General features: G+C 56.7%; 22 protein-coding genes. 1 reads left to right on the forward strand and 21 read right to left on the reverse strand.

Annotated features, from left to right (window positions below):
- Positions 1-7: 7 nt before the first annotated feature.
- The 12 genes from dapA to sufC form a co-directional block, all read right to left on the reverse strand.
- On the reverse strand, positions 8-913 hold the full coding sequence (gene dapA / locus HMPREF1986_RS01465) for a 4-hydroxy-tetrahydrodipicolinate synthase (RefSeq protein WP_036598797.1): 906 nt from the start codon (positions 911-913) through the stop codon (positions 8-10).
- Between the two features lie 81 nt (positions 914-994).
- A complete protein-coding gene (gene typA / locus HMPREF1986_RS01470; protein ID WP_021772942.1) occupies positions 995-2,833 on the reverse strand; it encodes a translational GTPase TypA in 1,839 nt (612 codons plus the stop codon).
- A 75-nt stretch (positions 2,834-2,908) separates the two neighbouring features.
- On the reverse strand, positions 2,909-3,523 hold the full coding sequence (locus tag HMPREF1986_RS01475) for an IMPACT family protein (protein ID WP_021772943.1): 615 nt from the start codon (positions 3,521-3,523) through the stop codon (positions 2,909-2,911).
- A gap of 3 nt (positions 3,524-3,526) precedes the next feature.
- The gene (locus HMPREF1986_RS01480; protein ID WP_021772944.1) at positions 3,527-6,349 is read right to left on the reverse strand and encodes a transglycosylase domain-containing protein; all 2,823 of its coding nucleotides are present in this window, start codon (positions 6,347-6,349) and stop codon (positions 3,527-3,529) included.
- A gap of 171 nt (positions 6,350-6,520) precedes the next feature.
- Positions 6,521-7,528, reverse strand: a complete 1,008-nt coding sequence (asnA, locus tag HMPREF1986_RS01485) for an aspartate--ammonia ligase (RefSeq protein ID WP_021772946.1) — start codon at positions 7,526-7,528, stop codon at positions 6,521-6,523.
- A gap of 85 nt (positions 7,529-7,613) precedes the next feature.
- Positions 7,614-7,946 (reverse strand): hypothetical protein, encoded by a 333-nt coding sequence (locus tag HMPREF1986_RS01490; RefSeq protein ID WP_021772947.1) that lies wholly within the window; start codon positions 7,944-7,946, stop codon positions 7,614-7,616.
- Positions 7,947-7,957: 11 nt separating this feature from the next.
- On the reverse strand, positions 7,958-8,797 hold the full coding sequence (pgeF, locus tag HMPREF1986_RS01495) for a peptidoglycan editing factor PgeF (protein ID WP_021772948.1): 840 nt from the start codon (positions 8,795-8,797) through the stop codon (positions 7,958-7,960).
- Between the two features lie 146 nt (positions 8,798-8,943).
- Positions 8,944-9,405 (reverse strand): Fe-S cluster assembly sulfur transfer protein SufU, encoded by a 462-nt coding sequence (gene sufU, locus HMPREF1986_RS01500; protein WP_021772949.1) that lies wholly within the window; start codon positions 9,403-9,405, stop codon positions 8,944-8,946.
- Positions 9,395-10,642, reverse strand: coding sequence for an aminotransferase class V-fold PLP-dependent enzyme (locus HMPREF1986_RS01505; protein WP_021772950.1), 1,248 nt, complete (start codon positions 10,640-10,642; stop codon positions 9,395-9,397). Before HMPREF1986_RS01505 ends, sufU begins: the two co-directional genes overlap by 11 nt.
- Complete coding sequence (locus tag HMPREF1986_RS01510; RefSeq protein ID WP_036598737.1) at positions 10,639-11,709, reverse strand: SufB/SufD family protein; 1,071 nt, start codon at positions 11,707-11,709, stop codon at positions 10,639-10,641. Before HMPREF1986_RS01510 ends, HMPREF1986_RS01505 begins: the two co-directional genes overlap by 4 nt.
- A gap of 15 nt (positions 11,710-11,724) precedes the next feature.
- Positions 11,725-13,140: a Fe-S cluster assembly protein SufB gene (gene sufB, locus HMPREF1986_RS01515; protein WP_021772952.1), complete on the reverse strand. Its 1,416-nt coding sequence runs from the start codon at positions 13,138-13,140 to the stop codon at positions 11,725-11,727.
- Between the two features lie 462 nt (positions 13,141-13,602).
- Positions 13,603-14,358 carry a Fe-S cluster assembly ATPase SufC gene (sufC, locus tag HMPREF1986_RS01520; protein ID WP_021772954.1) on the reverse strand — a complete coding sequence of 252 codons (756 nt, stop codon included), beginning with the start codon at positions 14,356-14,358 and terminating at the stop codon, positions 13,603-13,605.
- A 463-nt stretch (positions 14,359-14,821) separates the two neighbouring features.
- Between sufC and HMPREF1986_RS01525 the strand changes: the two genes are divergently transcribed.
- On the forward strand, positions 14,822-15,319 hold the full coding sequence (locus tag HMPREF1986_RS01525) for a peptidylprolyl isomerase (protein ID WP_021772955.1): 498 nt from the start codon (positions 14,822-14,824) through the stop codon (positions 15,317-15,319).
- A gap of 152 nt (positions 15,320-15,471) precedes the next feature.
- On the opposite strand, the gene HMPREF1986_RS01530 is transcribed toward HMPREF1986_RS01525, so the two are convergent.
- The 9 genes from HMPREF1986_RS01530 to ptsP form a co-directional block, all read right to left on the reverse strand.
- Positions 15,472-16,248 (reverse strand): DUF4097 family beta strand repeat-containing protein, encoded by a 777-nt coding sequence (locus HMPREF1986_RS01530; RefSeq protein WP_036598740.1) that lies wholly within the window; start codon positions 16,246-16,248, stop codon positions 15,472-15,474.
- Between the two features lie 38 nt (positions 16,249-16,286).
- Positions 16,287-17,339, reverse strand: coding sequence for a permease prefix domain 1-containing protein (locus tag HMPREF1986_RS01535; RefSeq protein WP_021772957.1), 1,053 nt, complete (start codon positions 17,337-17,339; stop codon positions 16,287-16,289).
- A 225-nt stretch (positions 17,340-17,564) separates the two neighbouring features.
- Complete coding sequence (locus HMPREF1986_RS01540) at positions 17,565-17,906, reverse strand: PadR family transcriptional regulator (RefSeq protein WP_009215167.1); 342 nt, start codon at positions 17,904-17,906, stop codon at positions 17,565-17,567.
- Between the two features lie 103 nt (positions 17,907-18,009).
- Complete coding sequence (locus HMPREF1986_RS01545) at positions 18,010-18,885, reverse strand: AraC family transcriptional regulator (RefSeq protein ID WP_021772959.1); 876 nt, start codon at positions 18,883-18,885, stop codon at positions 18,010-18,012.
- Between the two features lie 23 nt (positions 18,886-18,908).
- Positions 18,909-21,197, reverse strand: a complete 2,289-nt coding sequence (locus HMPREF1986_RS01550; protein WP_021772960.1) for an alpha-galactosidase — start codon at positions 21,195-21,197, stop codon at positions 18,909-18,911.
- A gap of 56 nt (positions 21,198-21,253) precedes the next feature.
- On the reverse strand, positions 21,254-22,093 hold the full coding sequence (locus HMPREF1986_RS01555) for a carbohydrate ABC transporter permease (RefSeq protein WP_036598743.1): 840 nt from the start codon (positions 22,091-22,093) through the stop codon (positions 21,254-21,256).
- 9 nt (positions 22,094-22,102) lie between these two features.
- Positions 22,103-22,999 carry a carbohydrate ABC transporter permease gene (locus HMPREF1986_RS01560; RefSeq protein ID WP_021772962.1) on the reverse strand — a complete coding sequence of 299 codons (897 nt, stop codon included), beginning with the start codon at positions 22,997-22,999 and terminating at the stop codon, positions 22,103-22,105.
- An 84-nt stretch (positions 23,000-23,083) separates the two neighbouring features.
- A complete protein-coding gene (locus tag HMPREF1986_RS01565; RefSeq protein WP_036598803.1) occupies positions 23,084-24,424 on the reverse strand; it encodes an ABC transporter substrate-binding protein in 1,341 nt (446 codons plus the stop codon).
- A gap of 799 nt (positions 24,425-25,223) precedes the next feature.
- Positions 25,224-26,870 (reverse strand): phosphoenolpyruvate--protein phosphotransferase, encoded by a 1,647-nt coding sequence (ptsP, locus tag HMPREF1986_RS01570; RefSeq protein ID WP_036598805.1) that lies wholly within the window; start codon positions 26,868-26,870, stop codon positions 25,224-25,226.
- Positions 26,871-26,911: the final 41 nt, after the last annotated feature.

Consider the following 26,911-nt stretch of genomic DNA (forward strand, 5'->3'; position numbering starts at 1 on the left):
TCCCCTCCTATCCTCTCCCTGAGCCTTCCGGAAGGAGACCGTAGCGCTCCATCTCCGCGCGGAGCTTCTCCCGATTTTCCTCCGTGATCTCCGTGAGCGGAAGGCGCAGCGGCCCCACTTCCTTTCCCAAAAGATTCATCGCCGCCTTCACAGGGATGGGGTTTACCTCCATGAAAAGCGCGCGGATCAGGGCGAGCGCACGGAGCTGTTCCCTTCTGGCGCCCTCGACATCTCCCTTAAACCAGCTCTCACAGAGCCCGTGCATTTCCCTCGGTGCGATGTTTGAGAGCACGGAGATCACTCCGGATCCCCCGATCGAGAGGAGCGGCAGGACAATTCCATCCTCTCCGGAATAGAGGAGGAAGTCCCGATCCACAAGGCTCATGAGGCGGGAGCTCATCGCAAGGTCTCCGCCCGCATCCTTTACGCCCACGATATTTTCAAAGTCCCGGTAGAGCCTCGCCATCGTCTCCGGCTGTATCGTAACACCGGTCCGGGAGGGCACATTATAGAGGATGCAGGGAATGGAGACCGACTCCGCGACCGCCTTATAGTGCTCATAGAGTCCTCCCTGCGTCGCCTTATTGTAGTAGGGTGTCACAAGGAGAAGTCCGTCCGCGCCGGCCTCCTCCGCCTCTTTCGAGAGCTTCACCGCAGTCTCCGTGCTGTTGGAGCCCGTGCCTGCAATCACGGGGATCCGATGCGCTGTGACCCGGACGCTGTGGCGGATCACATCCATATGTTCCGCCTCGGAGAGCGTCGCGGCCTCTCCCGTCGTCCCGCAGGAAATGATGGCGTCCGTTCCTCCCGCGATCTGTTCCTCCAGAATCTCCGTGAGCTTCTCATAATTCACGGAGCCGTCTTCATGCATCGGCGTGATCAACGCCACGCCTGCGCCCCTGAATATCGCCATATCGTCCTCCTGTCTGTCCCTCGTCCTCCCTCTTTCCCGGAAGACAAGGCTCAAACTGCAAAAGCGGCATCCTTCGCTCCTCTAGCCCTGCTTCCGGGAGAAGCCCGCCCTCTTTCGAAGCACCGGGTCGAGAATCTTTTTTCGAATTCTCAGATTCTCCGGCGTCACCTCGAGAAGCTCATCCGTGTCGATGAAGTCAATGCACTGCTCCAGGGACATGATCTTCTTCGGCACCAGCTTCAGAGCCTCGTCCGAGCTCGAGGTACGGGTGTTTGTGAGATGCTTTGTCTTACACACATTGACCTCGATGTCCTCTGCCTTCGGACTCTGCCCGATGACCATGCCGCCGTAGACCTTCTCTCCCGGTCCGATGAAGAGTGTCCCCCTCGCCTGAGCCTGAAAGAGACCATAGGTCACGGCTTCTCCCTTCTCGAAGGCGATGAGAGAGCCCTGGCGCCGGTAGCTGAGCTCTCCCCGGTACTCGCTGTAGCCGTCAAACTCCGTGTTCAGAATCCCGTTTCCCTTCGTATCCGTCATGAATTCGCCCCGGTAGCCGATGAGGCCGCGGGAGGGAATCTCAAATTCCAGCCTGGTATAGCCGGTGGAGAGCGGACTCATCCCGTTCAGGACTCCCTTCCGCTGCGTCAGCTTCTGGATGACGGAGCCCGTGCACTCGTCCGGAACATCGATGTAGGCGATCTCCATCGGCTCCAGCCTGCGGCCGGCCTCATCCGTCTTGTAGATGACCTCCGCCTTCGAGACCGCAAACTCAAAGCCCTCTCTCCGCATCGTCTCCACGAGGACGGAGAGATGCAGCTCCCCCCTCCCGGAGACCTTGAGGCAGTCCGTACTTTCGGTCTCCTCCACGCGGAGGGAGACGTCGGTGTTGAGCTCCCGGAAGAGGCGCTCTCTGATGTGGCGGGAGGTCACATATTTCCCCTCCGTACCGGCCAGGGGAGAGTCATTTACCATAAAGTCCATGGAGATCGTGGGCTCCGAAATCTTCTGGAAGGGGAGCGCCGTCGGATTTTCCTCCGTGCAGATCGTATCTCCCACATGGAGGTCCTCGATGCCGGAGACCGCGACGATGGAGCCAAAGCCCGCCTCCTGCACATCCACCCTCTTCAGCCCGTCAAACTCATAGAGCTTTGTGATGCGGACCTTCTTTCTCTTTGCGCTGTCATGATGATTCAGAACCAGCGCCTCCTGATTCACGCGGACCGAGCCGTTCTCCACCTTCCCGATCCCGATCCTCCCCACGAACTCATTGTAGTCGATCGTGGAGATCAGCATCTGTGTCGGCGCATCCGGATCCCCCTCCGGTGCCGGGATGAAGCTCAGGATCGTTTCAAAGAGCGGCTTCATGTCGAGATCCGGATCCTCCAGCTTCCTCTTCGCGTATCCCGCCTTCGAGGACGCAAAGAGGAAGGGGCAGTCCAGCTGCTCGTCCGACGCGTTCAGATCCATCATGAGCTCCAGCACCTCATCCACGACCTCGAGCGGGCGGGCCTGGGGCTTATCGATCTTATTGATGACGACAAGCACGGGGAGCCGGAGATCCAGCGCCCTTTGCAGAACGAAGCGGGTCTGCGGCATCGGGCCCTCAAAGGCGTCCACCAGGAGGATCGCGCCGTTTACCATCTTCAGGATCCGCTCCACCTCTCCGCCGAAATCCGCATGGCCGGGAGTGTCCACGATATTGATCTTGACCCCCTCATAGCTGACTGCCGTATTCTTTGAGAGAATGGTGATCCCCCTCTCCCGCTCGATCGGGTTGGAATCCATGACGCGGACCCCCACATCCTGGTTCTCCCGGAACGCGCCGGACTGCTTCAAAAGCTCATCCACCAGCGTCGTCTTCCCGTGGTCGACGTGAGCAATGATGGCAACATTACGGATATCTTCTCTCTTCTCTGACATTTTCCTCTCTTTTCCTCTCCCCTGCCTCGCCGGAAATATAAGGGCTGAAACACCGCATTTTCCGACCCCATAAGCTTATGGATTATACCACCGGGTTTTTTCAATTGCAAGGGAGAGCGAAGCGCCGGAGAGATCCCGGAGCCTGTCGGAAAAGAGCGGAAGCCTCTCCTCTGGAACGAGCCAGCTCAGCACTATTCCCTCTCCGTATTCCGCGCTCTCTTCCCGAATCTCCATCGACTCCGCGAGAAAGCGGAGCTTTCCGAGAAGGGAATAGGGGAGCTCCGTCCGGACCCGGAAGCCCTCGACTCCCTCCACGATGACGGCCCCGCTCAAAGCGGCCTTCGCGGCCTCCGTGTAGGCCCGGACCAGCCCTCCGGTTCCGAGCAGTGTCCCGCCGAAATAGCGGCTCACCACCAAAAGACTGTCTGTGAGCTCGGCCCCGCAGAGGACCTTCAGGATCGGGAGACCGGCCGTCTGCGAGGGCTCTCCGTCATCAGACTGCCTCTGCTCCTCCCCCTTCTCCCCCAGGATATAGGCATAGCAGTGATGACGCGCCTCGTAATAACGCTTCCTCTGCTCCATGATCCTCTCCTGCGCGTCCTCCCGGCAGGATATCGGAAAAACCGCGCCGAGAAAGCGGGATTTCTTCTCCTCGTAGCTCCCGCTCCCCGCCTCCTTCACATAATTCATGACTCATCCCTTTTTCTTTGTCGGCCCCTTATCGCTGATCTCCGCCTCCTCCGCGCTCTTTTTCTTCTTCGTATCCGATCCGCCGGAGGACTTTTTCTTCGAACCGGAGTCTCCATCGGAGGACTTCTTCTTCGAAGCGGAGTCCCCATCGGAGGATTTCTTCTTCGAGTCCGAATCCCCATCGGAGGACTTCTTCTTCGAATCGGAATCCCCGTCGGAGGACTTCTTCTTCGAATCCGAATCCCCGTCGGAGGATTTCTTCTTCGAATCCGAATCCCCGTCGGAGGACTTCTTCGACTCGGAATCTCCGTCTCCCTCCTCGTCCTCTTCCTCCGTGGTCTCCGGCACATAGCGGAAATAGCGATCGTCCGTATGCCCCGACTCATTCTCCGGAACGCGGATCGCGCCCCAGCTTGTATGGAGAGTGCACTTCTCCGTGGGGACTGTCCCCTCCGCAAAAAGCTCCGTGATCACCGCAGAGCCCCGGTAGTCCTCATAGCAGCCCGCAGACGGAAGCTTCCCCGACTTCCGGCAGACCTTCGCCTCCACGATGCCCGCCGGGCGCACAAAGCCGGGATCCGAGAGGCCCTTATGCACCTTTTGCATGATATTTCTCCAGATATCCTTGTGAAAGCCGGTGCCGCCGTTGTATTCCCCGGTCCTTGTATCCTTCAGGGACTGATTCTCGTCACAGCCCCCCCAGATCCCTCCGATATAATAGGGAGAATAGCCCACAAACCAGATATCCCGGTTGTTTGTCGTAGTCCCGGACTTTCCGGCCAGACTCATGCCGTCAAAATGCGCCCTCGTCGAGGTGGTATTGATCGTCATCGTATCCGCAAAGGCCCGGTGGAACTCCATGGAGGAGGCCATCGCATCCGTGAGGAGGTAGGCCGTCGTCTCCTTCATGACCTGCTTCGCCTCATCCTTTGTGGTATCGATCAGGACCTTTCCGCTCTGATCCACGATTTTCGTGAAAAACTTCGCCCGGTTCAGCTTTCCGCCGTTTGCGATCGCGCCGAAGGCCTGCGTCAGCTCCAGATTGGAGACCCCCCTTGTGAGACCGCCGAGCGCGATCGCGGGCGCATTGTCCTCCTCCGTCAGAGTGCTGATGCCCAGAGACTGCGCATACTCAAAGCCGTTCTTTGGCTGCACCGTCTCCATCAGGCAGCGGAGAGCGACGATATTCAGAGAATACATAATGCCGTCCCGTATGCTCTGATAGCCGAGATAGCCCCCCGAGTACCAGTTCTTGAAGACCTTCGTCCCGATGGAATACTCGGAATCATAATAGCTGCTGGCCAGGGTCGCCCCGTACTTGTCGATCGCAGGCGCAAAGGAGCTCAGGATCTTGAAGGTCGAGCCCGGCTGCCGTAAGACATTGCTCGCGCGGTTCAAGGTGAGGGACTGCTTCTTCTCCCCCCTCCCCCCGGAGAGCGCCAGAACCTCCCCGCTGTGGGGATCCATGAGGATGAAGGAGACCTGCGGCTGCAGGCTGTAGTCCGCAGTCTCTGAGAGGATCTTGTCCCCCTCCGTCAAAACGGCCTTCTTATAGAGATCGATATTCTTCTGCGCGCTCTCCGTGCTCTGAAAGAGGCCGTTGAAGTCCTGCTTTCGAACCTCCGTCATCCAGCGCTGGAGATCCTTTTCGGAATAGTTCACCACGGTCCCGTTCGCGTGCTGCACGGAAAAGCGCCAGCTCAGGGAATACTTCTGCACATCATAGTTATTCGGGTCATTGATCTCCTGATCGACAATCGCCTGAAGCTTCGGGTCCTGCGTCGTATAGATGCTGAGCCCGCCGGAATAAAGGAGTCTTGCCGCCTCCTCCCGGCTGTAGCCGAGCCTCTCCTGGAGGGCCTCCATGACCTGCTCCGTGAGCTCATCCGTAAAATAGGAGTAGGGCTTCGACTCATCCTGCGTCATCTGCACATTGACATTCTGAATCCGCTCATAGACATTGTCCGCCATGGCCTGATCGTATTGCTCTTTGGTAATATAATTCTGCTTCAGCATATAGGAGAGCACGATCGCCCGGCGCTTCGCGTTGTTCTCCGGGTGCGTGATCGGGTTCAGGCGGGTCGGGTTTTTCGTGATCGCCGCGATGACCGCGCACTCGGAGAGCGTGAGCTCGGAGATCTCCTTATTGAAATAATGGCGCGCCGCTACCTTTACGCCGAGCGTGTTGGAGCCCAGATTGATCGTATTCAGATATTCCGTAAGAATACTCTCCTTCAGGCTCCGCTTGTCCATCCCCGGCTGCGCCTCGAGCTCAAACGCGAGATACTGCTCCTGGAACTTTCTGACATAGCGCTCAAAGGTCCCCTCGTGGAGCCCTCCGCCAAAGACATTGTTCTTTAATAGCTGCTGGGTAATGGTGGACCCGCCCCCGGCCCTGCTGCTGTCATCCGAGGCGACGCCCTTTACCGCGCGGAGAATGGCCCAAAGGTCGATGCCGTTGTGCTTCCAGAAGCGCTCGTCCTCGACCGAAACCACGGCATTCACAAGGTCCGTGGGGATCTCCTCAAAGCTCACCCTCTCCCGGTTGGAGCCCTCCATCACAAGCGTCGCGACCGGATTTCCCTCCCGGTCATAGGTCTTCGTCGCGTAGGCGGTGGGGCCCACATTGATCTTGTCGATATCCGGGGCGGAATCCAGAATCCCCCGGAACATGCCAAGCCCGAAGGAGAGAACGAGAAGGACGGCCCCGACCGAAAAGACCAGGGACGCGCTCCCGAAAAATCCCGTGACCCGGTGCCAGATCCTGGCCTTCGGGCTGTCCAGCTCATAGAGCGTATTTTCTATGTTATAGCGGGTATACTTCATCCTGTCGCCTTCTCCGGCCTGAAACCGGCACAAAAAGAACAGACCTCACTATGGTCCTTTTTACATAATACCATAGTGAGGCGTTTTTTTTCAATATAAGCCCGTGCCGCAGGCTCCGCGCTTTCCCGGGATACCGAAAAAAGCAGGCCTCGAAGCAGCATGGATCTATACTTACAGCAGGATGATCCCGTTCCTCCGGCACTCCTCCTCCATCTCCTTCGGCCAGATCGAGGCCTGGACCTCTCCCACATGGGCCCGGTCCAAAAGAAGCATGCAAAGCCTGCTCTGTCCGATGCCCCCGCCGATCGTATAGGGAAGCTCGCCGTTTAAAAGCATGCGGTGATAGGGAAGGACTCTCCTCTCCTCACAGCCCGCCTCCTTCAGCTGCCTCGAAAGAGAGCTCTCATCGACGCGGATCCCCATCGAGGAGATCTCCAGCGCACAGTTTAGTCTGTCAAACCAGAAGAGAATATCCCCGTTCAGCGACCAGTCATCATAGTCCGGTGCCCTCCCGTCGTGCGGCTTTCCGTCCGAGAGCCTGCCCCCGATCCGGCTGATGAAGACGCAGCCATGCTCCTTCGTGATCAGATTCTCCCGCTCCTTCGGGCTCTTGTCCGGATATCTTTGCAAAAGGCTCTCGGAGTCGATAAAGAATATATCCTCCGGGAGCTTTTTCACGGCCCTCGGATACTGATACCAGACCTCATGCTCCATATGCTTTATGATCCGAAAGATCATGCGGACGGTCCCCTCGAGCGTGATCTCATTCCGCTCCTCTTTCTCGATGACCTTCTCCCAGTCCCACTGATCGACATAGCAGCTATGGAGGTTATCGAGCTCCTCGTCCCGCCGGATCGCATTCATATTCGTGTAGAGCCCCTCTCCCGGCTGAAAGCCGTAGCGAAGAAGCGCAAGCCTCTTCCACTTCGCAAGGGACTGCACGACCTCCACGCTCTCCTCCGGCTCCCAGGGCACATCAAAGCTGACCGGGCGCTCCACGCCGTTCAGATTATCATTGAGCCCCGTGCTCCTCTCCACGAAGAGGGGCGCGGAGATCCGGGACAGATTCATCTCCCTCCCGAACTCCTTCTGAAAGGTATCTCTGATATATTTGATCGCCTCCTGCGTCTCCCGGACGGAAAGCCGGGGATCATAGTCCTTCGGAATCACTAAAGCCATCTTGTTTTCTCCTTCATCGCCTTACTCCCTGAAAAACAGCGCCCGAAGCGAAGCGCCTTTTACCCTAACTAAATTAAATACTTCCCTAGAATTCCGCCTCCAGGTAATGCTCCGCGCTCTGCCGGTCCCCATCCTCTGTGAAATAATCGTAGAGAAAGTCCCGCTGCGCCCTTGTGAGGGGAAGAAGATGCGTCACAAGCTTTCTCTCCCTCCCGGGGCTATGGATCAGGCAATAGCCCCGTCCGGACAGATAGTCCCGGACATTCAGGATGCTGTGCCGCAAAAAATCCTCAAAGAGGCCGAGCTCAGAAAGGATCCGCTCCGCCTCCGTCGAATGCGCTCCCCATCCGCAGGGATAAAAGTCCCCGGACGGTGAGAGCCAGCCAAGCCTCTCTTCCCCGCATTCCCGCGCCCCCATCTCATACCTCCTCAGAGAAGCATCAAAAATGCCGCCTGATTCCCCCTCCTCTCCCCGGAGAAGCGGTGGGAGAAGAAGAGCTTCGGATTACAGCAGGTGCAAAAGCCGGGAAGCTCGATCCGGTCCTCCGAAATTCCCTCCTCCAAAAGGAGCTGCCGATTCGCCTCCCGGAGATTAAGATGATATTTTCGCTCTCCTCCGGCATTTCGCCCTGTGAAGGAGACGACCCGCTCTCCTCCGGGGAAGTCCCGGAGAAAGCGCTCGGAGAGCTCCTCCGATACCTCATAGCAGCTCCCGCAGATGCTCGGTCCGATCGAGATAAAAAGATCCGAGGGCTCCGTCCCGTATTCCCTCCGCATTGCCTCCACCGTCCTTGACGCGATGCGGGAAAATGTCCCCCGCCAGCCGGAATGGACCGCGCCGATCGCCCTCTTCCTCGGGTCATAGAAGAGAAGGGGGACACAGTCTGCCCAGAAGACCGTGAGCAGAAGACGCGGGACATCGGTGATCAAGGCATCCACATCGGTATAATCCCGCTCCCTGGTAAGCCCCTTCCCCGCATCCTCCTCCGTCACGGTCCGGACCCTGTCTTTATGCGTCTGATGACTTAAGACGAAGCGGCTCTCCGGGACGGAAAAATGCTCCGCGATCCGGTGAAAGTTTTCCCGGACATCCTCCTCCCGGTCTCCCCTCGTAAAGCTTAAGTTCATGCTGCTCCACTCGCCCTCGCTCACACCGCCAAGCCGCGTGGCATAAGCGTGCCGGATCCCGGAAAAAGGGCTAAAGAGCGCCGATTCCAGGAGCGGAAGCTCGCTCCCATCTCTGTTTTGATAGCTGTGAAGCTCCAGCAAGCTCCCCTCCTCTTCCGAAATGAAGGATTTTTCTCTGACCCGGCCGAAGGACGGTCCCGATCCGGGAAGCTCTCCGGCCCCTCCACCCAGGAACGGGACGGATGCCTCCTTCCGCAGCGATCCTGCCCACCGATCCGATCGGCCGACTAGTTCGCCTTCTGCTCCTTCCCCTTCTCTCCGGCATCCTCTCTCAGGATCTCGTCCATGGTGCGCCAGCCGAGTACGGCGCACTTCACGCGGGAGGGCATATGGGAGATATCCTCGAGGATTCCTGCCTCCTCCAGCTCCTCCTTCTCCTCCTCTGTGATCTTTCCGGTAATCATGCGGAGAAAGATCTCAGAGAGACGCAGGGCCTCCGTCTTCTCCTTCCCGATGATGAGATCGCACATAATGTCCGCGCTGGCCTGCGAGATCGCACAGCCGTCCCCATCGAAGGAGGCATCCGAGATAAATCCCTTCTCGTCCAGCTTCAGATAAAGAACAAGCTCATCCCCGCAGCTTGGATTGACACCCTCCAGAGAATAGCTCGCATCCTCCATCCGGTGCTTGTGCAGGGGATGCACATTGTGTTCTGTTAGGATCTCACCGTAGTAGGTCTTAGTCGCCATAGCCCATCTCCTCCCTGATCCCGGAAAGCACAAGGAGAAAACGCTTCACATCCTCCTCTGTATTATATAATCCGATGCTCGCTCTCGTAGTGCTCGGCGTCCCGAGAAACTTCATGAGAGGCTGCGCGCAGTGGTGCCCCGCCCGCACATCGACATTGTGGGAATCGAAGATCGCCGCGATATCGTGCGGATGCACATCGTCTATCGTAAAGGTGACGATGCCGTGGTGATCCTCCGGGGAAGCGGAGCCCAGGATATGGACATGGGGAAGCTCCCGCATCCCATCCATGAGAAGCCTCGTAAGATGAAGCTCCCTCTCCTGTATCCTCTCCATTCCGATGGACTTTACATAGCGGAGCGCCTCCCCGAGCCCCACGGCGCCTCCCGCGTTGACTGTCCCCGCCTCGAACTTATGCGGAAGCTCCGCCCAGGTGGCCCGCTCCGTCGTGACATAGTCGATCATCTCTCCCCCGAAGAGAAAGGGCGGCATCTTTTCCAGGAGCTCTCTCTTCCCATAGAGTACGCCGATCCCCATGGGGCCGTAGATCTTGTGACCGGAAAAGGCAAGGAAATCGACGTCAAGCTCCTGCACGTCCACCTTCCTGTGCGGCACGGACTGCGCCCCGTCACAGACGAAGACCGCGCCTCCCTCGTGGGCGATCCTTGCAAAGGTCTTGATATCCTGCTCACAGCCGAGCACATTGCTGACCTGATGCATCGCGGCGATCTTTACCCTGGGATTCATCGCAGCGCGGAAGCTCTCCTCGGAGATCTTCCCATTTGGATCCGGCTCGAGATAGCGGACGACGGCGCCGCTTGCAAGGGCCGCCTGCTGCCAGGGGATCAGATTGCTGTGGTGCTCCATGATCGTTATGAGGATCTCATCCCCCTCGTGAAGGACGCTCCGCGCGTAGCTGTAGGCCACCAGATTCAGGCTCTCCGAGGCATTCCTCGTAAAGAGAATCTCGGCGCTCTCCCTCGCGTTGAGAAAGCTTCTCACCTCTTCCCTAGCGGCTTCATAGGCGTCGGTCGCCGCGATGGAGAGCTTATAGAGGCCCCTAAGCGGATTGGCGTTTTGCGTTCGGTAATAATTATTGACCGCCTGCAGGACGCACTCCGGCTTCTGCGTCGTCGCGGCATTATCGAGATAGCTGAAATCCGCCGAGCGGAAAATCAGGAACTTCGAACGGATCCTCCGGTCCTCCGCCCTCCTCTCTTCTCCTGTCATCTCCCTCATACCGCCTCCTCGTCCGCGCTTCTCCGGTAGCTCTTCACCTGCTCCCTGATCTTCTCGTCTGAAATCCCGTTGATTACGGCATCGATCTTTGCGTCCGCCATCATCTCATAGACGGCTTCCTTCTCCATGCCGCGGCTCTGCATATAGAAGAGCATGTCCTCATCCAGTCTCCCGATGCTCGCCCCGTGATTTCCCTCTACATCCTCCTCATCGCAGAGGATGACGGGAACGGTCTGATTTACGACCGTATCATTCATAAGGAGCACTGTCTCCATCTCGTTTCCGACCGCACCCTTTGCGCCCTTTCTCAAATCAATCGTTCCCCGAAAGAGCTTAAAGGCATGATCCCGGAGCACACCGTCCGAATCGATCCGGCTCTCCGTCTTCTCCCCGATATGATTTGCGATCAGGTTGATGTCCAGGCGTTCCTCCTTCTTTAGGAGGTAGCCGATCGCGCTCTCAAAGCGGCTCTCTCGCCCCGAGAGGTCCGTCCGGATCCCATGGAAGCTCTGCCTTCCGCTCAGGAGAATCTCTCTTTCGTCAAATTCCGCTCCTTCCCCGGTCTTTGCGCCGATGTCGTGGAAGAAGCAAAAGTCCTCTCCGAGCCTCTGCACCTGGATGAGCCGGACTCTCGCGCCCTTTCCGATAGAAAGCTTCGTCTGCACACCGGCATACCCCGCCTTTTCCGAGGAAAAGTCCATGAAGATCGTGAGCTCGCTTCCCTCCTCCGCGCGGATGGAAAAGAGGTTCAGCGCCTGCTCCCCTTCCCCGTAGTGGAGACGGATACAGAGCGCATCCTTCTTCGATATTCCGGCCCCGATGCGAAACTCCCGGACGGGAATCCCGCTCTCCTCCGCCATCCGGTCGAGCTCCTCTCCCATGCCTCCCGCGATAGTTCTCATCAGCGCATAATCCGTCTCCGAGGCGGAGAGCTCCTCTGTATCCTTTAAAACCGGCTTTCCCTCCTTGAGCTTCTCCGGCACCGGGAGGAGTGCGCTGTTCATCCCGAGCCAGCGGAAGGTGGGAGAGGGCAGCTTATTTACTGTGATATTTCTCTCTTTTGACACATTCGCTCCTTTCCCTCAGCCGATCGCTCCGACCATCTCGAGGCGGATCAGATTATTCATCTCCACCGCATACTCCAGAGGAAGCTCCTTGGACACGGTATCCGCGAAGCCGCTCACGATCATCGCCCTCGCGTCCTCCTCGGAGAGACCGCGGGACATCAGATAGAAGACAGCGTCATCGGAGATCCTTCCGATCCGCGCCTCATGCCCGACATCCGCCTGCTGCGTCCTGACATCCATCGCCGGTATCGTATCCGAGCGGGAGTCCGAATCCAGCATGAGGGACTGGCAGGAAACCGCGGACTTCGCGTTTTTCGCATTCCTCCCGATCACGACAGAGGAGCGGTAGGTCGAGACTCCTCCGTCCTTTGAGATCGAGCGGGTATTGATATAGGAGCTGGTATCCTCCGCATTATGCACCATCTTCGCCCCGGTATCGAGATTCTGCCCGTGCCCCGCGAAGGTCACGCCGGTGAACTCGGACTTTGCCCCCTTCCCGTTCAGAATCGTCATCGGATAGAGGTAGGATACATGGGAGCCGAAGGAGCCGGAAACCCACTCCATCGTGCCGCCCTCCGCGACGATCGCCCGCTTTGTATTCAGATTGTACATGTTCTTCGACCAGTTCTCAATGGTGGAATAGCGAAGATGCGCATTCTTCCCGACAAAGAGCTCCACGCAGCCCGCGTGCAGGTTCGCAATATTATATTTCGGGGCGGAACAGCCCTCGATAAAATGGAGGTAGGCCCCCTCATCCACGATGATCAGCGTATGCTCAAACTGCCCCGCGCCCGGCGCGTTCAGCCGGAAATAGGACTGAAGAGGAATCTCCACAGAGACCCCCTTTGGGACATAGACAAAGGATCCCCCGGACCAGACCGCCCCGTGGAGCGCGGCGAACTTATGATCTGTCGGCGGCACGAGATGCATGAAATGCTCCTCGATCATCTTCGCGTAGGGCCCGTGCAGGGCGGACTCAAGATCCGTGTATACGACACCCTTGGACGCGGCCTCCTCCTGGAGATTATGGTAGACCAGCTCCGAATCATACTGCGCTCCCACACCGGCGAGACTCTTCCGCTCCGCCTGCGGGATGCCGAGCTTATCGAAGGTTTCCTTGATATCCTTCGGCACCTCATCCCAGTCCGCCGTCATCTTCGTCTTCGGCTTGACATAGGTCACGATATTCTTCATATCCAATCCGTCGATGGGGGGACCCCAGGTCGGAATGCTCTTCTCATTGTAGATCTCCAGGGAGCGAAGACGGAAGTCCCGCATCCACGCAGGATCCTTCTTCTTCTCTGAGATCTCCTCTACGATCTCCCGGTCCAGCCCCTCCTTGATCTTATAAAAGTCGGAGTCCTTCTCCTCATAGCGGAAATCATAAATGGAACGATCGATATCGTTCACTTCGGTTCTTTCCCTTGCCATCACTATACCTCTGCTCTCTCCGGCACGGACTTTCCCGCTCTCCTTCGGGGATAAAGTCCGGCAGCTCCTGCAATCCTCTCAACCCGCATACGGATCTTTTCTTCGCGCCCGTGCAAGCACGGCGCGGGGAAAAACACCCCGCTGCTTCTGCCATGACTCCGCATGGCTCCGCCGTTCACCGGCTCCCGCCATGCTTCCCTTCATTCGCATTCCCGCGCCCTATCGTCCGCTTCATGCTCATGAAGGGGGCGTGTCACAAAGTCTTCTCACCGCGCCCGTGCAAGCACGGCGCGGGATCAGACCCCCACTGCTTCTGCCATGACTCCGCATGGCTCCGCCGTTCACCGGCTCCCGCCATGCTTCCCTTCATTCGCATTCCCGCGCCCTATCGTCCGCTTCATGCTCATGAAGGGGGCGTGTCGCAAAGTCTTCCCACCGCGCTCGTGCAAGCACGGCGCGGGATCAGACTTTGGACACTGGAGTCATGTATCTCTCAAATCCTTCTTGGTTGATTTTGCCCACGAGGGAGGCGTCCCCTTCGTCTTCCATGCGTCCGTTTACGATGATATGCGTCCGGTCGACCTTCAGGGATTCCAGAATTCTCGTGGCATGTGTGATGATGATGAGGGCGCCGTCCATGGATTTTTGGTACTCCTCCACACCCTCCGACACCGTCCGCACCGCGTCTACGTCGAGGCCGGAATCCGTTTCATCCAAAATCGCGAGGGCGGGCTTCAGCATGAGGAGCTGAAGGATTTCCGCCTTCTTCTTCTCCCCGCCGGAGAATCCCACATTGAGGTCCCGCTCGGCGTAGGAGGGATCCATATGGAGAAGCTCCAGAGCCTTCTTCATCTCCTTTTTGAAATCCCAGAGACGAATCCGCTTTCCGCTCCTTTGCTCCATGGCGCTTCGGATGAAATTCCCGAGCGTGACGCCCGGCACCTCCAGCGGATTCTGGAAGGAGAGGTAGATCCCCCGCCGGGCCCGTTTGTCCACGGCCTCCTCCGTGATATCCTCTCCCTCGAAGAGGATCTTCCCGCTCTCTACCGTATAGCGCGGATTCCCCATGATCGCATTCCCGAGCGTCGACTTCCCCGCGCCGTTTGGCCCCATGAGGACATGGGTCTCTCCCCTCTTCACCGAAAGATTGATCCCGTGCAGGATTCCCTTTTCCTCCACGGATACACATAGATCCTTCACATTCAATAAATCAGCCATAATTTTATCCTCCCGCACCGCGCTTTTCCAAAACGCGGAAGCTGCGCCAAGTCAAATCCCCTTCCTTAATCTATCTTCCCATTATCGGAACAGGTTCTCCTGCCTGTGGAATCGGATTATACCCTGAGGAGAGATTTTGCGCAAGGTATTTCCCAGTAAAATAATAGGATTACCAGAAAAAGAACAAAGCACGGCCCTTTTTACTCCGCTCGGAGGCCTTATTCATGCATGATATTCATTCCTTAAACGAAGGCTTATCCGGCTTCTTAGACCGGCGAGGCCCCGGTCCGCCCTCCGGCCGATCCGCTCTCAGGCCTTAAATCCGAATAGAAAACCCATCCGGCGCCGATGCTCTCCTGCTCTTTTTCGCTTACTTGCCAGATCGCGGGATAAACTGCTACAATATTTTCTGTCCCAAAGAGGCAGACTGCACACTGTTTTAAAAAGGAAAGGAAGGAATTTTATGGCGAATCCTATTGTCAGCATCCTGATGGATGACGGAAAGACGATCCGTCTGGAGCTCTATCCGGACAAGGCTCCGATCACCGTCGAGAATTTCTTAAAGCTTGTGAAATCCGGCTTCTATGACGGACTCTGCTTTCACCGCATCATCCCCGGCTTCATGATCCAGGGAGGGGATCCCAAGGGAAACGGCTGCGGCGGCCCGGGCTGGAGCATAAAGGGGGAGTTCCGCTCCAACGGGGTGCCCAATGACTTAAAGCACGTGCGCGGTGTCATCTCCATGGCGAGAGCGATGGACCCGGATTCCGCAGGCTCCCAGTTCTTCATCATGCACGCGGACGCCCCCCACCTGGACGGAGAGTACGCGGCCTTCGGATCGGTGATCGAAGGTATGGACGAGGTGGACCGCATCGCAAATACGCCGACCGGCTTTCAGGATGCCCCGATGGAAGACGTCATCATGAAAAAGCTGAGCCTGGAGGAGACGGAAAAGGCCTGAGCCCTCCCATAAAAGAAAAGCCGCTCATCCAAAGGCGCTTTCCCGTAAAAAGCGCCGGAATGATGCGGCATACTCGGATGAGGGGATAAGCTCCATGATTATCCCCTCGTCCGAAAAGATCCCCGGAAATCCAGTAATCCTTTTCCTGTCTTTTAATTCTTCGTTTCTCCCTCTTCCTCCGCGCTCTCTCCGCTGAGACGGATTCTGCCCATAGAGCATTCCAGGCGGATCCTTCCCTTTTTCCCGTCCTGGTGGAATTCTCCCCCTCTCGCGCGGCCGTCGATTTCCAAAAGCCCGAGCTGCGCACTCGCGTCGATTTTGAAGTCATCGAGCCTCTGCCTCGCCTCGAGATCCAGATTCCCCATATCAAGATCTGCAAAGAGGCTCTGAAAGAGAAGTCCTCTCCCCTTCACATTTCCCATATCACAGGAGATCCGAGCCTCTCCGAGCGAGGAATCCGTGATCTCCAGATTCCCCATGTCGAGATCCGCGGAGAAGTTTTCGCTCTTCAGCGATCGGAGCTCCACATTGCCAAGGTCCGCCTCGATATCGACGCGGGAAAGCCCGGCATCCTCCGGCAAGCTGATGCGAAGCTTCTGTCGTCTCCTCGGCTTTGAAAAGTAAGTCCTGGTCTCTTCTTCCGTTTCCTGACTCACTCTGAGGACGCCATCCTTCAAAGAGAGCTCCGGGAGGAGTTTCTCATAGCCCTCGTATTGATACGCATATCCCTCCCCTTCCCCGGAAATTTCGAGGCTGAGAAGATCGGCATCGACCTCGATCTCCCGGATCTCCTCGAGGGAATCGCCCTTTTTGATATAGGCCCCCCAGACCCGGCTCCCCATCCTGCGAAAAATGTGGAGGAAGCATCCGACAGCGATGCAAAGCGCAGTGAAAACACTGATAAGAAGCAGATAGGTCCTTTTCCTCATTGAGATATCTCCCATTTCATAAAATGACAGCCCGACTTTTAAATGCCTCGATCCGCCATGATGCGAAGGAACGGAAAGAGCGCCGCTCCGACGACGAAGATAAGCCATGTTCTTCCCCAGTCAAAGCTCAAAAAGCTCCAGCAAAGGTAGATACAGCCTATGGTCTGCCAATAGCAGGACAGCACGGTCCTCGTCATACCCGCCCGCTCCGGACTGTGCCCGGATTCCTCACGGCGGGCTCCATAAGCTTCTCCCTCCCGCCCATCAGGAGAGCCCTGCTCCAGGGAGAATGTGCTCTTCGCTTCCCCCGTCCCTCCACTGCCTTCCCCCGGGGCACAGGCGCTTTGGCGAAAAAGTCTCTTATAAATTTTCCTCCGGGCGGCTGCAAGTATCAGGAGGAAGACGCCGATTCCGACAAGAAGCAAAAAAAGCGGTATTTCGAACCCTTCCCGCGGAAGCTCCGTGACGACCGGCAGGGGACTTAGGATCAGGAGCGCTATTCCGACGGCGTGACAAAGCGTGATCGCCGTCTTATCCTTCTCCCAGCGCGCTCTCAGGCCCTCCAGGGCGTCCTTTCCGAGAGATAAGGCATCGGTCTTTAGAAATTCCCAGTCCTTCTTCAGGAAGGAGGCATAGATCAAGAAGCCGCTTCCCAGCGCAGAGAGGACAAAGAGAAAGCTCATTTCCAGCGTGTCCTCCGAAAAATCCGAGAGGGGAAGCTCATCCGAAAAGAAGAATGCCATCGGGCTTATAATGATGAACATAAGCCCGATTCCCGCCAGAACAGCGCGCAGCGTAAAATCGCTGAGGCAGCGTTCCGCCTCATCCAGGCTGAGCACTCTCCCCGGATTTTTCGGAATCTCCCTCTTTCCCAGGAGCTCCCGAAGACCCAGAGATTCCGCAAGCTCCTCCAGATTCCCAAACTCTGCGATTACGGTGCCCGCTGCCTCGTTCTCCGACTTCCCCTCCCCGATCAGCTCCCCGAACTTATCCTCCATCATCTGCAAAAGCTCATTTCTGGCCTTCCTGAGCTCCGGCGTGTCCGGCAGCTTTCCAAGCATCGAATCCAGATAGCTCTCAATGATCTCCATGCCGATTCCCTCCCTCTCCTCCGACTCCTCCCCATCAGACAGCGGTCCGTAAAGACTCCCATGAAAAAGCCGCCCGCAAAGACTCTCCTGCGAAAACCTCCGCTCTCAGAAACCATGCGTCTCTGCGCTCTCCGCCGGCAGAAATCCGCCTGAGAAAAAACGCTCTGCCCCCGGCGGACAAACAATAAAAGGACGGAGAAGCCCCGGCTCTCTTCTTTGCTCCTCTCAGCCTGCCGGGACATCCACCGTAAAGCTCTCCAGCACCTCCTTTGTGAGCTTCCATTCCTCGCACTTTTCGAAATAATACGCCCTCCCCTTTCCGGTAATCCGGTAGTAGGTCCTCTTCTTTCCATTTTCAGCCGCTCCGGGGTAGGATTCGATATAGCCATTTTTCTCCATCCGATTAAAGGCAGAATACAGGGTTGTCTCCTTTATGATATATTTTCCGCCGGAAAGCTCCCTGATCTGTTTCGAAATCGCATAGCCATAGGAGGGCTCCCTTATGAGAAGGAATAAGATCATGGTGTCATTGTAGCCGCGAATGATATCGCTGCTGATATTCTTCACGCTCTCCCTCCCGCATCTCCAGAGACATAAAAATACACCGCCTGTCGTAGTATATCGTCAAGAGCAATATACTACGACAGACGGTGTATGTCAAGCTCTTCCCTCAAAGCCTCGGCCTCGGTCCGCTCCTTCGATAGGCGCTCGGAGAGAGTCCGACTCTCTGACGGAAAATTCGGGAAAAGGCGAGGGCGTCCGGATAGCCGACCTGCTGCGCGATCTCCGCGATCATGAGCCCGCTCTCCCGGAGGAGGGTCTGGGCCCTCCGGATGCGGATGCCCATGAGATACTCCTGGGGAGAGACTCCGGTCTCTCTCCGGAAGCTGTTGCTCAGGTAGCTTCGATTCACCCCGATGTACTCCGCTATCGCTCCGATCCGGAGCTTCTTCTCATAGTAGCGGTCGATGTAATCCTTGACATATCTCACATAGGAGGAGCTCGAATAGCTGTAGCTTTGGCGGAGGGACTGCGTACTCGTATAATCCTGTATCAGCTCCGAGAAAAAAAGCATGAGATTCGCATTCCTTCGGAGAGAATTCCAGAAATTCAGCTGATGCGCATCCAGCATCTCATCCAGATACTCCCCGAGCTTTTCTGCGCAGCCGACCGGACGAAAGGGCCGCTCCTTCGGAAAGCCTGCCTTCCGCACACAGGTCTCCGCATCTACGCCGCTGAAGCCCACCCAAAAGTAATTCCAGGGTCTCTCATGATCCGCCTCATACCACGCCTCCTGATGCGCCCTTAGAACAAAGGCGAAGCCTTCCCCGAGTCTGAACTCCTCCCCGTTCAGTAAAAGCCTTCCCTCCCCGGAGCGCACCACATGGAGCACGAAGCACTCCCGCCGGTTCGGGCCGAAGCGATGTCCCGGGGCGCATTGCTCACTCCCGCAATAGGCAAGCTGAAGATCATTCACCCGCTCCTCAATATCGTTTAGGACCCGGTAGCGCTCCGAGCGCACGATGCCGGGCTGAAGCTTTCCCATGCGCTGCCTCCCTTATAAAAAAGCTATTCTCCCTCCTCCCGGATCAAAAAGAGAAGTGATGCAAAGTCTCCGCCCTTCCTGCTGAGATCCTCCCTTTTGATCGGGATTCCGGCCTCCATAAGCTCATCCCCATAGGCGCGGTAGCTCCAAAGTCCCTCCCCCTCAAGGGAAAACTCCGCTCCGAAGATCGGCTTCCTCATCGAAAGACAGGGGGAGAGATCACAGCTTAGTGCATAGAGACTGTCGGGCTTCAAGCCTCTCAGCCTGAGTCGGATCGCGGAGGCGTTCACATAGTTAAGCCTCTGATAATAGGCCGCGATCGCCCTCCTTTGATCCCGGGAGATCACCATCCACGCCGTCTCATTCCCCTCAAAGGGATTTTTGAGGCGGTAGAAGTCCCCGTCCACCTGCAAAAGCTCCCGATGCTCCTTCATAAAGCGCACCTGCTTCTTCACCTCCTCGATCTCCTCCTCCGGGAGCAGATTCAGGTCGAGCTCATAGCCGAAGGTCCCGAAGTATGCCACATTGGCGCGGGTCTCCAGCGGCGTCCTCCGGTAGACCTGCATATTCGGGACAGCGGAGACATGGGAGCCCATACTGACAATCGGGTAGACATAGGAGGTCCCGTACTGAATCTTCATCCGCTCCCCCGCGTCCGTATCATCGCTGCACCAGGTCTGAGGAGCAAAGTACATAAGCCCCGCGTCAAACCTCGCACCTCCGCTGGCGCAGGACTCAAAGAGGATCTCCGGAAATTCCTCCGTCAGCCTCCGATAGAGCTGGTAGACACCGAGGATGTAGCGGTGCATCATCTCTCCCTGCCTCTCCGCCGGAAGAGCCCTCGAGTACGGCTCTGTCATATAGCGGTTCATATCCCACTTGATATAGGAGAGGAAGGAGCTCCGTATAATCTTCGCAATCTCCTCATAGAGATAGTCCACGACCTCCTGCCGGGAAAAGTCCAGGACGTATTGATGCCTCGCGTGGGACTCAAAGCGGCCCGGCACACCGATCAGCCAGTCCGGATGCGCGCGGTAGAGCTCGCTGTCCTTGTTTACCATCTCAAGCTCCACCCAGAGTCCGAAGTGGAGGCCCAGGGCCTCGATCTTTCGGGAGAGTCCGGCGATTCCGTCCGGCAGCTTCTCCAGGTTTGCCTGCCAGTCCCCGAGTCCCTGGTAGTCATTGTTCCTCTTTCCGAACCAGCCGTCGTCCAGCACGAAGAGCTCCGCTCCGACCTCCTTCGCCTTCTTCGCGATGCGGAGAATCTTCTCCTCATCGAAGTCGAAGAAGGTGGCCTCCCAGTTATTTAAAAGGATCGGACGCGGGAGATCTCTCCACTTCCCCCGCATGAGGCGCTTCCGGTAGAGGCGGTGAAAGCTCCGGCTCATGCCGTTTAAGCCCTGATCGCTGTATACCAGCACCACCTCCGGCGTCTGAAAGCTCTCCTCCTCTCCGAGCTCCCAGCAAAAGCCCTCCGGGTGAATGCCGAGCATGAGCCTTGTGAGGTCGAAGGTCGAGACCTCCGCCTGGGCGAGGAAATTTCCGCTGTATACGAGGCTGAAGCCGTAGACCTCCCCCTGAAACTCATCCGCATTCCCCCGAAGAAGAGCGAGGAAGGGATTCTGCTCCGCGCCGGAGCAGGTTCCGTTTAGGCTCTGTATCCCCTGAAGCCCCATCTCCAGGGGACGCTTCTTCACATAGCGCTCCCTCCCCCAGGCTCCGGAGAGCTGTAAAAGCTGATAGTCCTTATCGGGAAACTCCAGGCTCATGCTGAGCGCTCTCTCCAGATAGAGCTTTCCCTTTCCCTGGGAGAGAAAACGCGCATTCCTCGTGATCACCGGATAATCCCGGTAGATCGTATAGCTAAGGCAAAGCTCCGCCTCCGTGAGCTCGTCGAAAAGCGTGATTTTCAGACTAAGCGCCTCATCCGGATCCTCCACATAGGTCGCGGGGAGCGGAAGCAGCGACTCCTTCCCCGGGAAAATCTCGTGGGAACGGTAGCGAAAATCCGAGACCCTGCTCCCGTTCTCCTGCCGGATCACAAAGGCCGGGGAACGGTAATCCCCGCTGCCGTAGCCGGGGTACTCCTGCCTTGTATAGTTCAGAGAGAGCTTCCCCGGCTCCGGGATGCAGATGCTCATCTGAGAGCGGAGCGCCTCCTCGTGAAAATGCGAGAGCCCCTCCCGGTCGTGGATCCGCTTTCCGAAATAAATCTGCTCCAGCTGCCCGTTTTCCATGATCCGGATGATATAGCTGAGCTTCTCATTGGAGAGGTGAAAAATCCCCTCCTCCTCGTGAAATATGATCTTCAAGGCATTCCTCCTGCTTTGATGACTTGATAAAGGGAAAATCTAAAGGGAAAATCCGCTCACAGCTTCCCGCCGCTCGTCGCGATTCCCTCGATGAACTGCTTCTGAAAGAGGACGTAAAGGACAATCATCGGAACACAGGCGATGAGAGATGCCGCCATCAGCTCCGGGAACTTCGAGACATACTGTCCCTGCATCTTTGCCAGCGCCGAGGAGAGCACCAGCATATTCTTATCCGTATTCACGATCATCGGCCAGAAAAGATCCTTGAAGGCGAAGACCGAGGTGAAGATGCCGAGCGCCACCATGCTGGATCGGGTCAGCGGCATCATGACATAGAGGAAGGTCTGCCCGATATTGCAGCCGTCCAGCCGCGCGGCCTCCTCCAGATCCCTCGGGAGGCTCTTAAAGCCCTGCCGGAGCAGAAAGGTCCCGAAAGCCGTCACCATGCCCGGGAAGACCAGGGCGAAAATCGTATTCAGCTTATGGAGCTTCGCGACCATCAGGTACTGCGGGATGATGAAAATCTGCGATGGCACCATCATCTGAAAGAGAACGAGCGAAAAGAAGATTTCCTTCCCCGGAAAGCGGAGCCTCGCAAAGGCATAGCCCGCCGTGCTCGCGGTCACGACGGCCAGCAGGACCCGGAAAAAGATCATGAGGATCGTATTCCAGTAGAGCCTCCCGAAGTCCATATAAGTGATAACCGCCGAAAATGCATCTGTCCTCCAGCGGGAGGGGAGGATGACAAAGGGATTCACGGAGGTCGCCTCCGTCGTTGTCTTAAAGGCGGTCAGAATCATCCAGAGAAAGGGCGTGAGCATTGTGATCGAGACGAGGATCAGGATGAGATGCACCAAAATCCTCGTGAAATTTCTCTTTCCTTCCAGAGTATCCATCATTCCCTCCTAGCCGTAATAAACCCACTTCTTCTGCGCGAGCATCTGAAATACCGTGATGAGAAGCGTCACAAGGAGAAGAAGAACCACGATCGTCGAGCCGTAGCCCATATTTTTATTCACAAAGGAATAGCGGTAAAAGAGATAGACTAGGGATTCTGTCTTCGGGAGCGCCGGGCTCGTCTCATCGATCACCATGTAGATAAGATCAAAGACCTGCAGGGCGCCGATCACTCTCGTAATCATGACGAAAAAGATCGTCGGGGAGAGGAGGGGAAGCGTGATATGGAAGAAGCTGTCCACTCCGCTCGCCCCGTCGATCTCCGCCGCCTCATAGAAATCATGCGGAATCTCCTGGAGCCCCGCGAGAAAAAGCACCATATTATAGCCAAGAATCGACCAGATGCCGATCACCGCGATAGAATAGATCGCGATCCCGGGATCGGAGATCCAGCTCACGCTGCTCTTAAAGACATGGTTAATGAGTCCGAACTCCGTGTTGAAAAGCCATCTCCAGACCAGAGCCACCGCTGCGGGAGCGGCCACCATGGGGAGAAAAATCACCGTCCGGTAGAAGGACCTTCCGCGCATCTTCCGGTTCAGAAGGACGGCGAGCACGAGAGAGAGGGCGATGGAAAAGGGGACCTCCACGACAGCGTAGCGAAAGGTATTTGCGAGCGCCTGCCAGATCTCCTGATCCCCAAAGACCTTTTGATAATTCTTAAGCCCCACAAAGATATTTCCCCTTCCGAAGTCCCCGGTCTTAAAAAAGCTCTGATAAATCGTCTGAAAGATCGGAATGATATTCAGAACGATAAGTCCGAGTACCGTCGGAAAGATAAAGAGCCAGCCCCAGAACCACTCGCTCCTCTCCCGGGGACTCAGTCCCCTCCGTTTCTCTCCCATACTGCCTCCCTCCTCCGCGGCCCCGGGCCGCGGATTCTTTGATTCTCCCCTCCGCTCCGCTGCTTTTCCAGCTTCCCGGAGGCCTTACTTCTCCTCCGCAAGCTTTTCGTTCATCTGCTCCGCCATCTTCTTACAGGCCTCCTCCATCGTGAGCTCTCCGGTATAGACCTTTGTGATGATCTCATTATCCGCGGTCTCCCAGGTCACGGTGCTCTTCGAATAGGGGCGGATCACCATATCATCCATCATATTGAGATAGGCCTGAAGGTTAAATTTCGCGGATTTTGCCCAGGCATCCGAGGTCCCCTTGTAGGCGGACATCGTAATGCCAAGCTCCGCCTGTTTCCTCTGCGCTTCCTCCGATCCCAGGTACTCGATGAGCTTCCAGGCCTCCTCCGTGTGCTTTCCGTTCTTTGCGGCCACCCAGCCGAGACCGTTGTAGATCGAGACCCTCCTCCCGGTCACAGCGTCCTTCGGAAGCTCGACGATATCACAGTTCTCCGCGGTGTACTCATTGTCCCGGTAGGCCGCGACCATCCAGGAGCCCTGCAGCGCCATCGCGACCTTACCGGACTGCAAAAGCACATCCTCTCCGTTCTCCGTCTGGGTCTGCGCCGAGGGGATCACGCCGTCCTTCAGCCAGCCCGCGAGGATGTTCATCCCCTCGATCGTCTTCGGATCGTCCCAGCCGGACTTCGTCTTGTCCTCATTTATGATGTAGCCGCCCTTATCGTAGACCAGGTTATAATATCCCGCCTGGTTATTGTCCATCTTCAGGGCGAGTCCGTACTGACTCCCGTCCGGCTTCGTGAGCTTCTTCGCCGCCTCCGTCAGATCATCCCAGGTCCAGTCCGCGGTCGGATAGGCTAAGCCTGCCTCATCAAAAAGCTTTTTATTGTACCAAAGCGCGATGGTATCGACATCCTTCGGCACCGCATAGTAGTGGTCCTTATAGGTATAAAGTCCCCAGATGTCCTCCGGGTAATTCTCCACCTTGATCTTCTCGCTCTCCTTGATTTTGTCCGTGAGATCCAGGAGCATATCGTTTGACATGTAGCGTTCGGACTCGTTGGAATGCATCCAGAAGACATCGGGAAGGGAGCCTCCCTGCGCCCCGGCCTCCAGCATCGTCCAGTATTCATTCCACTTCACGACGGAGATCTTCGTCTGAATCCCGGTCTCCTTGGTGAAATCCGCGAGGATCTCCTTGATGCCCGGCTCCTGATTATTGTCCCAGATCGTGACGGAGAGCTCCGTCCCGGAGGCGTCGGACTTTGCATCCGACTTTCCCGTGCTCTCCCCGGCTTCCTTCGTCTCCCCCGCTCCCTTTGTGCCGCTCTCTCCCGCACCGGACCCGCCGCAGGCCGCAAGGGATGCCGCCATGCATGCCGACAGCGCCAGTGCCGTCCACCTCTTTACTTTCATAATCTCTCCTCCATCCTGAAATTCCACCTCCAAAGGGGATCGTGCCGGCTTCCCGAAATCCGGACTTCCCCCGCAATGGGCGATCCGCACTCCGCTTTCCCGAACGCCGTCTCCCCTTCGGGAGGCAATGAAAACTGTCTTCATTTTATAGGTGAAATCGCAGCTCATGGAATAGAAAATTGTATCCATTCCATGGATAAATGTTCGAGATCGAAACAAAAATACCGAGTCGAAATCCCAGTCCCAGATCTCTGTCTCTCATAAAATAGAGATGGAGTCAAAAATGTACTCTTATTTCCATCTATCTATTGTGATTTTCCATAGAAAAATCTATCTCCTCCCTCGAAAGGCTCCAAAAAACGGGAGAGCTTCTTATCATTTATCCATAAGGCGCCGCACAAAAAATCTCTCTTCCCGAAAAAGCAAGCGCAAGAGACCCTGCCGATTGCCCGCCCATGAAAAGACTTCCGCATTTTTCCCTTCTTCCGTTCCGAACGATGGCTCTTCTTTTTCCGGACAAAAAATGCTCCTCCTATGATTTCAGTTCTTGTATCTGAACTGTCTTTCATAAGAGGAGCCCATCCCTTTGGGAAAGATCCCGGAGGATTATATTAAGAGCTCATAATTTGGCTTCCTACTTCATGCTTCCGGCGCCACTTTGCGATCATCCATATTGGTATACCCTTTGCGCTGCTGTCAGAAGCGATGCGTCTTCCCTCCCCGTTATCTCGTCCGGCGTGTCCGGCTTCAGGCTGTTCCAATCTTCAAATTCGCGGCAGCCCTCTCCTACAGCTCCATTTTAGAGCTCTGCCTCTGCCGCTTCCCGGCTTAGGTCGATGCCCCGGATGATCTTCCGAAGCGGAAGGACGGAGACCGGATTGACGGAGAGCTCATCGATCCCCATGCGAAGGAAGGTCTCCGTCAGCGCGAGATCCGCCCCAAGCTCCCCGCAGATTCCGACCCAGGCGCCGTGGCGGTGCCCCGCTTCGATCGTCATCCGGATCTCTCTCAGGATCGCCGGATGATGGGTGTCCAGGAAGGGATCCAGGCCCGCGTTCTGGCGGTCAATCGCAAGGGTATACTGCGTCAGATCATTCGTCCCGATGGACAGGAAATCGCACTCCGCCGCGAGCTCATCCGCGATCATGACAGCCGCAGGCGTCTCCACCATGATCCCGGTCTCATAGCTTCCTACCCGGATATCCTTTGCGAGGAGCTCCTCCGTGCACTCCCTAAGAAGCTCCTTGCACTCCCGGAGCTCTCTCCTCGAGATAATCATCGGGAACATGATGCCGAGGTTCCCGAAAGCGGAGGCCCGGAGCAGGGCGCGGAGCTGCGTCTTGAAAAATTCCCTCCTGCTAAGACAGATCCGGATCGCGCGGACGCCGAGGGCGGGATTGTCCTCCTTCGGCATATTCATATAATCGACCTGCTTATCCGCTCCGATATCACAGGTCCGGATGATGACGCGCTTTGGGGCGAGTGTCTCCACCGCATGGCGGTAGGCCCGGAACTGCTCCTCCTCCGTCGGATAGTCCTTGGAATTCAGATAGACAAATTCCGAGCGGAAAAGTCCCACACCGCCCGCATCGTTTTGCTGCACGAGTCCGATGTCGGATGGCCCCCCGATATTCGCATAGACCTGTATCGTCCTCCCGTCGATCGTGGTGTTCTCCTTGCCCTTTAATTCCTGCAAAAGAGCCCGCTGCTTTAAGTCGACATCCTGCTTCTTCTTCAGCGTCTTCCGAAGGTCCGGAGTCGGCTCGATATAGGCGCAGGAATTGTATCCGTCGATAATGGCTTCCTTCCCATCCCATTCCTCGGAAGCCGCATCGCACTGCACGAGGGCGGGGATCCCCATGGAGCGGGCGAGGATCGCGGTATGGCTGTTGAGAGAGCCCTGCTTTGTGATGATGCCAAGGAGCAGGGACTTATCGAGACGGACGGTCTCCGAAGGCGTCAGATCCCTCGCGGCGAGGATCGCGGGCTCCTTTCCCTGCATGGACTCCGGATCGACGCCGAAGAGGATATTCAGGACGGCCTGCTCGATATCATAGATATCCGCGGCTCTTTCCTTCATATAGGGGTCTTCCATCTCGGAAAAGACCTTCGCCTGATTATCGAAGGCGACCTTCACCGCGTACTCCGCACAGTGCTTCTGCTTCAGAATGATCTCCTTCGTCGCATCCAAAAGGTCATCGTCCTCCAGCATCATCGCATGGACGGAAAAGACCTCCGCGCTGTCCTCCCCCGCGTCAACCACGGCCTTCTCATAGAGAAGATTCTGCTGCTCAATCGCCTTCTCCCTCGCCCTTTCGAATTTCTCAAGCTCTCCCTCCGGGTCCTCCGAAAGCTCGTTTCGAATCTCCAGGTCCGGAGCCCGGTAAACCTTGATTTTTCCGATGGCGATGCCATTCATCACACTTTTTCCCGTTGCTACCTGCATGAAAATGCTCCTCTCTGTCCGAGCTCGAAAAGATGGGATCA

Origin of the sequence: Oribacterium sp. oral taxon 078 str. F0263 (genome assembly GCF_000469565.1) — a bacterium.
Lineage (GTDB): Bacteria > Bacillota > Clostridia > Lachnospirales > Lachnospiraceae > Oribacterium.

Bases quoted from the DNA above. Each gene is read 5' to 3' on its own strand.
- dapA (WP_036598797.1), bottom strand. From the start codon at position 913: ATGGCGATATTCAGGGGCGCAGGCGTGGCGTTGATCACGCCGATGCAT.
- typA (WP_021772942.1), bottom strand. From the start codon at position 2,833: ATGTCAGAGAAGAGAGAAGATATCCGTAATGTTGCCATCATTGCTCAC.
- HMPREF1986_RS01475 (WP_021772943.1), bottom strand. From the start codon at position 3,523: ATGAATTATGTGAAGGAGGCGGGGAGCGGGAGCTACGAGGAGAAGAAA.
- HMPREF1986_RS01480 (WP_021772944.1), bottom strand. From the start codon at position 6,349: ATGAAGTATACCCGCTATAACATAGAAAATACGCTCTATGAGCTGGAC.
- asnA (WP_021772946.1), bottom strand. From the start codon at position 7,528: ATGGCTTTAGTGATTCCGAAGGACTATGATCCCCGGCTTTCCGTCCGG.
- HMPREF1986_RS01490 (WP_021772947.1), bottom strand. From the start codon at position 7,946: ATGGGGGCGCGGGAATGCGGGGAAGAGAGGCTTGGCTGGCTCTCACCG.
- sufU (WP_021772949.1), bottom strand. From the start codon at position 9,405: ATGGCGACTAAGACCTACTACGGTGAGATCCTAACAGAACACAATGTG.
- HMPREF1986_RS01505 (WP_021772950.1), bottom strand. From the start codon at position 10,642: ATGAGGGAGATGACAGGAGAAGAGAGGAGGGCGGAGGACCGGAGGATC.
- sufB (WP_021772952.1), bottom strand. From the start codon at position 13,140: ATGGCAAGGGAAAGAACCGAAGTGAACGATATCGATCGTTCCATTTAT.
- sufC (WP_021772954.1), bottom strand. From the start codon at position 14,358: ATGGCTGATTTATTGAATGTGAAGGATCTATGTGTATCCGTGGAGGAA.
- HMPREF1986_RS01525 (WP_021772955.1), top strand. From the start codon at position 14,822: ATGGCGAATCCTATTGTCAGCATCCTGATGGATGACGGAAAGACGATC.
- HMPREF1986_RS01530 (WP_036598740.1), bottom strand. From the start codon at position 16,248: ATGAGGAAAAGGACCTATCTGCTTCTTATCAGTGTTTTCACTGCGCTT.
- HMPREF1986_RS01535 (WP_021772957.1), bottom strand. From the start codon at position 17,339: ATGGAGATCATTGAGAGCTATCTGGATTCGATGCTTGGAAAGCTGCCG.
- HMPREF1986_RS01545 (WP_021772959.1), bottom strand. From the start codon at position 18,885: ATGGGAAAGCTTCAGCCCGGCATCGTGCGCTCGGAGCGCTACCGGGTC.
- HMPREF1986_RS01555 (WP_036598743.1), bottom strand. From the start codon at position 22,093: ATGGATACTCTGGAAGGAAAGAGAAATTTCACGAGGATTTTGGTGCAT.
- HMPREF1986_RS01560 (WP_021772962.1), bottom strand. From the start codon at position 22,999: ATGGGAGAGAAACGGAGGGGACTGAGTCCCCGGGAGAGGAGCGAGTGG.
- HMPREF1986_RS01565 (WP_036598803.1), bottom strand. From the start codon at position 24,424: ATGAAAGTAAAGAGGTGGACGGCACTGGCGCTGTCGGCATGCATGGCG.
- ptsP (WP_036598805.1), bottom strand. From the start codon at position 26,870: ATGCAGGTAGCAACGGGAAAAAGTGTGATGAATGGCATCGCCATCGGA.